The 1,358-nt window shown below is 72.5% G+C and carries 1 protein-coding gene; it reads left to right on the top strand.

Annotated features, from left to right (window positions below; all coding sequences use genetic code 11):
- Positions 1 to 1,358: L,D-transpeptidase family protein (locus FV229_RS26860; RefSeq protein ID WP_147754817.1), on the top strand; the 1,358-nt coding region annotated here is incomplete at both ends.

Raw genomic sequence — 1,358 nt, forward strand, 5'->3', positions numbered from 1 at the left:
ACCCGTGCCCGCCCTGCCGCAGGCGGCACCGGTGGCGGCTCCTGCGCCGGAGGCTGCCGCGCGCGAGCCGGCCAAGCGCAAGCCCGAGCCGGAGCTGGTCTACGCCACCGTCTCCGCCGACCCGCGGCCGACGCTGACGCAGAAGACCTTCACCGAGACCCTGCGCGCCGCCGACCTGTACCAGGCCTTCGCCGAAGCGGGCGGCTGGGCGCCGGTACCCGAGACCACGGTGTTCAAGCCGGGCGCGTCGAACCCGGCGATCCCAGGCCTGCGCCATCACCTGACCCTCACCGGCGACCTGCCCGCCGACGCGCCCCCGAGCGACCGGCTCGATCCGCCGCTGATCGCGGCGGTGACCGCGTTCCAGGCCCGCCACGGCCTGCCGGAATCGGGGCTGGTGGGCCGGCTGACGATCGCCGCGCTCAACGTGCCGGCCTCCGTCCGCCAGCGCCAGCTCGCGGCTTCGGCGGCGCGGCTGATGGGCTCGAAGTTCCCGTTCGGCGAGCGCTACGTCGTCGTCAACATCCCGGCGGCCACCGTCGAGGCGGTTGAGGGCGGCCAGGTCGCGCGCCGCTACGTCGCCGTGGTCGGCAAGCCCGACAAGGCGACGCCCAGCGTCGAGACGCGGATCACCGACATCAACTTCAACCCGACCTGGACGGTGCCGGTCTCGGTGGTGAAGAACGAGATCATCCCGCGGATGCGCAAGGAGCCGGGATATCTGGCCAAGAACCACATCCGCATCCTCGGCCCCGGCAACGTCGAGGTCGATCCGACGGCAGTGAACTGGAACACCGAGAAGGCGGTCAACTACACGCTGCGCCAGGATTCCGGCTTCGACAACTCGCTCGGGCAGGTGCGGATCGACATGCCGAACCGCTTCGCAGTCTACATGCACGATACGCCCTCGAAGTCGCTGTTCGCCCGCAACGTCCGCTTCCACAGCCACGGATGCGTTCGCGTCGGCGGGGTGAAGGAGCTCGTCGGCTGGCTGCTCTCGGGCGTCGAGGGGCCGAACGGGCCGGGCTCGGCCTGGGGGCCGATCGAGATCGAGACGGCCATCGCCGACGGCGAGCGCCGCGACCTCAAGCTGGTGAAGCCGGTGCCGGTGACCTTCGTCTATCTCACCGGCTACGCCACGCCGGACGGGCGTGTGCACTTCCGCGACGACATCTACGGGCTCGACACCCCCGGCGGCCCGGTGCCCTCGGCGGCGACCGAGCCGGCCACCACCGGCACGGTCGCGCCCCGCGCGGCGATCCGCCCCGCCAAGCCCGACCAGCGCCCGCCTGTGGCCGCCGACCTGAAGCCCGCGGTCGCCACCAGGACCCTCGCACCCGCTTCGGCGCGGCCCGCAC

The sequence above is a fragment of the Methylobacterium sp. WL120 genome, assembly GCF_008039465.1.
GTDB lineage: Bacteria > Pseudomonadota > Alphaproteobacteria > Rhizobiales > Beijerinckiaceae > Methylobacterium > Methylobacterium cerastii.